Source organism: Metabacillus fastidiosus NBRC 101226 (genome assembly GCF_001591625.1).
GTDB lineage: Bacteria > Bacillota > Bacilli > Bacillales > Bacillaceae > Metabacillus > Metabacillus fastidiosus.
Genome location: NZ_BCVG01000181.1, coordinates 1 through 4,042 on the forward strand (window position 1 = coordinate 1; position 4,042 = coordinate 4,042).

The following is a 4,042-nucleotide window of genomic DNA, read 5'->3' on the forward strand; positions in this document are numbered from 1 at the left end:
AAAACTTATTAGGGACTTATCAGACAGCCCCATTCTTTGATTTTTGTAAGATATCCTTAATAAGGATCTGCAGAATGACCTTCTTCTTCTGCTTTATTTACAGCTTGACGTGTTTGTGATTCACCGAGTGGGCCTGATGTATCATCAGCATCAACGTGGGCATTTTTTAAACCTTCTTCCACACGTTTACCGTAGTCATTGTCACATTCGTAGAACATTTCAAGCATTTTGCTTTGAATATCTTTATGACAATTTTTTAAGTCATTTACGAGATTTGAGATAAGCTCATCTCGCTCCCAATCTTCAAATTCACGATATGTTTGTCCAGCTTGACCAAAGTTATTTTCGCGATCAATTTTTTGACGCACTTTATTGCCCTCAATATGAGGTGTATGTTCTTTTCCTTCTTGCTTTGTTTCTTTTAATCCTCCAAGAATAGACGGCTCATAGTTAATATGAGGGTTTTGTCCAGGTGCACGGTCGACCTTATACTGCATCTGCCCGCCGCTTTGGTTAGTTGCAACTCTCTTCTTTGGAGCATTAATTGGCAATTGTAAATAGTTTGCTCCTACACGATGTCTTTGTGTATCAGAATAAGAGAATGTCCGGCCTTGCAGCATTTTATCATCTGAGAAGTCAAGGCCGTCAACGAGGACACCTGTACCGAATGCCGCTTGTTCTACTTCTGTAAAATAGTCTTCAGGATTTCTATCTAATACCATCTTTCCGACTGGAAGCCATGGAAATTGCTCTTTTGGCCATAATTTCGTATCATCAAGCGGATCAAAGTCTAGCTCAGGATGCTCATCATCACTCATAATTTGAACGAAAAGCTCCCATTCTGGATAATCCTCACGCTCGATTGCTTCATATAAATCCTGTGTTGCATGGTTGAAGTTTTTCCCTTGGATTTCTTCTGCTTCTTTTTGTGTTAAATTTTTAATTCCCTGCTTCGGTTCCCAGTGATATTTTACGAGAACTCCTTCACCTTCACTGTTTACCCATTTATATGTGTTTACCCCAGAACCTTGCATTTGACGGTAGTTTGCAGGGATACCCCAAGGTGAGTAAACAAATGTCACCATATGTAATGTTTCCGGAGAACTTGCACAGAAATCAAAGAATCTCTCGCTATCCTGAATATTCGTAATAGGATCTGGTTTAAATGCGTGAATCATGTCAGGGAATTTCATCGCATCACGAATAAAGAAGATTTTTAAATTATTTCCGACTAAATCCCAGTTTCCATCTTCCGTATAGAACTTCACCGCAAATCCACGTGGATCACGCAGTGTTTCTGGGGAATGTCCACCGTGAATAACAGAGGAGAAACGAACGAAAACAGGAGTTTTCTTTCCTTTTTCTTGGAATAATTTTGCGCGTGTATATTTAGAAATTGGCTCGTCACCGGCTGTCCCATAGGCTTCGAAATAACCATGTGCCCCGGCACCACGGGCATGTACAACCCTTTCAGGTACACGTTCTCTATCAAAATGACTGATTTTTTCAATAAAATCGTAGTTCTCTAAAGTTGCCGGACCACGGTTGCCGACAGTACGTATACTTTGATTGTTTGTAATCGGATGACCTTGTCTGTTCGTTAATGTGTCATCCTTTTCATTTGTTCCCATACGGCTGTCTAAACCTTCAATTGATGTTCCAAATTCTTCATTAAATTCATTTTGATTTGATTTCAATGGACTGCCTCCTTAAAAGATAATACAACTTATTCATTAACTATTATTGTTAAAAAGATACATTTTATTTGAAAGAAGTTAGTGCATGAACAAGATGGGAATGTGAAAGCTAAAAAGATATGTGCAAAATAATTGCGGGAAAGATAATAACGTCATATAATATTCATTATGTTAATATCTTTATATTAAAGATATTTTATTTGTTAAGTAATTGATGAGATAGAGGTTGAGAAGAGATGGAAAAACAGAGGGATGAGCTTATTAGTGATGTAACACAATCATTTTTTGAAATCGGTAGAACGATCAATCAGCTTCTTTTTCAATCGGAACAATTTCAGCTAACTCCTGCCCAATTTTTTATTTTAAATCAGTTAAATAAAAGGAAAGAGATGACTGTTTCACATGTAGGAGAATTACTTGGATTAACATCAGGTGCAACTACAATTGCTATCAATCGCTTAGAAGAGGCAAAGTTAGTATATCGGGTTCGTAATGCAAATGATAGGAGAGTTGTAATGCTTCAATTAACAGAGGAAGGGCATAAGCTGCTACAGTTATGTTTAGAAGAAAGAAATAAAGTTGCCACGAAAGTATTTGAGCAATTTTCAACAGATGAAATATCAGATTTACGGGTAATGTTATTAAAAGTAAGAAAAAGCGCAAAAAAAGAAATATGCGAATAATGTAATAGAGGTGAAATGAATGGAGCATCTTAGTCATAAAGAGAAAATAACAATTATGATCGCGATTATTGGAGCAATGTTTTTTGCAGCTGTTAACCAGACAATCGTTGGTAATGCGCTGCCCAAAATAATTGCAGAGCTTGGCGGGTTAGATTACTACAGCTGGGTTTTCACAATTTACATGTTAACATCAGCTATTACAACTATTCTAGTTGGAAAACTTTCCGATATTTATGGACGAAAGCCATTTCTTTTACTAGGAATTTTTATTTTCATCATTGGAGCTTTTTTATCAGGTTTATCAACAGATATTGTTCAGCTTATTACTTATCGTGGTATTCAAGGTTTTGGAGCAGGGATGATTATGTCTACAGCACTTACAGCTGTTGGTGATTTATTTGCTCCAAGAGAACGTGGAAAGTGGCAGGGAGCAATGAGTGCGGTTTTTGGAATTTCAAGTGTACTTGGACCGACACTTGGCGGTTATATTGTTGATAATTTAGAATGGAAATGGGTATTTTGGGTGTTTTTACCCCTTGGCATTATTGCAGCTGTTCTCATATGGAGACTGTTTCCTAAGGTAGAGAGAAAGAGAGGAGAGTCTGTTGACTTCCTAGGTTCTATCTTTCTTACATTAACGATTGTTCCAGCTTTATTAGGATTTTCGTGGGCAGGCTCTAAATATGACTGGGGATCAGAACAAATTTTAGGGCTGTTTGCAGGGGCAATTATTGCTCTTATTATTTTTATTTTTGTTGAAAGAAGAGCAAAAAGTCCAATTTTACCGCTTTACTTATTTAAAAATAGTATTTTTACTATTTCCAATACAGTAGGCTTTGCAATCGGTGTGGCGATGTTCGGAGGGATTATGTATGTTCCTTATTTCGTTCAAGGGGTATTAGGCTTCTCAGCAACACATTCAAGTTTTATTTCAATGGCAATGACATTAGGTCTTATGTTCGCAAGTGCGATCGGCGGCCAAATTATTAGTAAAACAGGGAAATATAAATTTCAGGCAATCATTGGATTGATTATTACAACAATAGGGATGTTCTTATTAACAACATTAGATGCCAGTGTTTCTCAATGGACACTTATTATATATCTAGTTCTGATTGGTCTTGGAATTGGTGTAGGTATGACAGTGTTTACGTTAACTGTGCAAAATGCTGTGGAACAAAGACTGTTAGGTGTAGCAACAGCAACGACGCAATTATTTAGATCTCTTGGCGGAACTGTCGGTGTAGCTATTATGGGAACGGTTTTAAACAATCGTATGAGTGATAAAATGGGAGAGTCGCTTCAAGGGATTTCAGAGCAGACAGCGAATTTGCCAGCGGAAATGCAAGGAAAGCTCCAGGCATTACAAAATCCGCAATTATTGCTTGATCATGAGAAATTGAATATGATTCATAATAGCTTGCCGGAACAAATTGCTCCATTATTTAAAGAAATGGTGACATTGCTTCAGGGAGCATTAAGCTTCGCGTTATCTGGAGTATTTATGACAGCAGCATTTATTATGGTAGCAGCAGTTGTTCTTACTTTATTCCTAAAAGAAATACCTCTGAGAAGTGCACAAGAGCCGAAGAAAGAAGAAGAGATTAATAAAGATAAGCAAGCATTAACGAAACAAACAGTATAAAGTGAAACTTCTATCAG

The 4,042-nt window shown here is 37.2% G+C and carries 3 protein-coding genes; 2 read left to right on the forward strand and 1 reads right to left on the reverse strand.

From position 1 onward, the window contains the following. Positions 1–56: 56 nt before the first annotated feature. Entirely contained in the window at positions 57–1,631 is a 1,575-nt protein-coding gene (locus BFA01S_RS21005) for a catalase (protein WP_066235521.1), read from the reverse strand. Positions 1,632–1,933: 302 nt separating this feature from the next. On the opposite strand from BFA01S_RS21005, the gene BFA01S_RS21010 reads away from it, so the two are divergent. Beyond that, complete coding sequence (locus BFA01S_RS21010) at positions 1,934–2,380, forward strand: MarR family winged helix-turn-helix transcriptional regulator (RefSeq protein WP_066235517.1); 447 nt, start codon at positions 1,934–1,936, stop codon at positions 2,378–2,380. 19 nt (positions 2,381–2,399) lie between these two features. Continuing rightward, entirely contained in the window at positions 2,400–4,025 is a 1,626-nt protein-coding gene (locus BFA01S_RS21015; RefSeq protein ID WP_066235519.1) for an MDR family MFS transporter, read from the forward strand. The last annotated feature ends 17 nt before the right edge of the window (positions 4,026–4,042 follow it).

What these genes read in the sequence shown, in the direction of transcription:
- BFA01S_RS21005 (WP_066235521.1), bottom strand. Translation starts at nt 1,631, where the DNA reads ATGGGAACAAATGAAAAGGATGACACATTAACGAACAGACAAGGTCAT.
- BFA01S_RS21010 (WP_066235517.1), top strand. Translation starts at nt 1,934, where the DNA reads ATGGAAAAACAGAGGGATGAGCTTATTAGTGATGTAACACAATCATTT.
- BFA01S_RS21015 (WP_066235519.1), top strand. Translation starts at nt 2,400, where the DNA reads ATGGAGCATCTTAGTCATAAAGAGAAAATAACAATTATGATCGCGATT.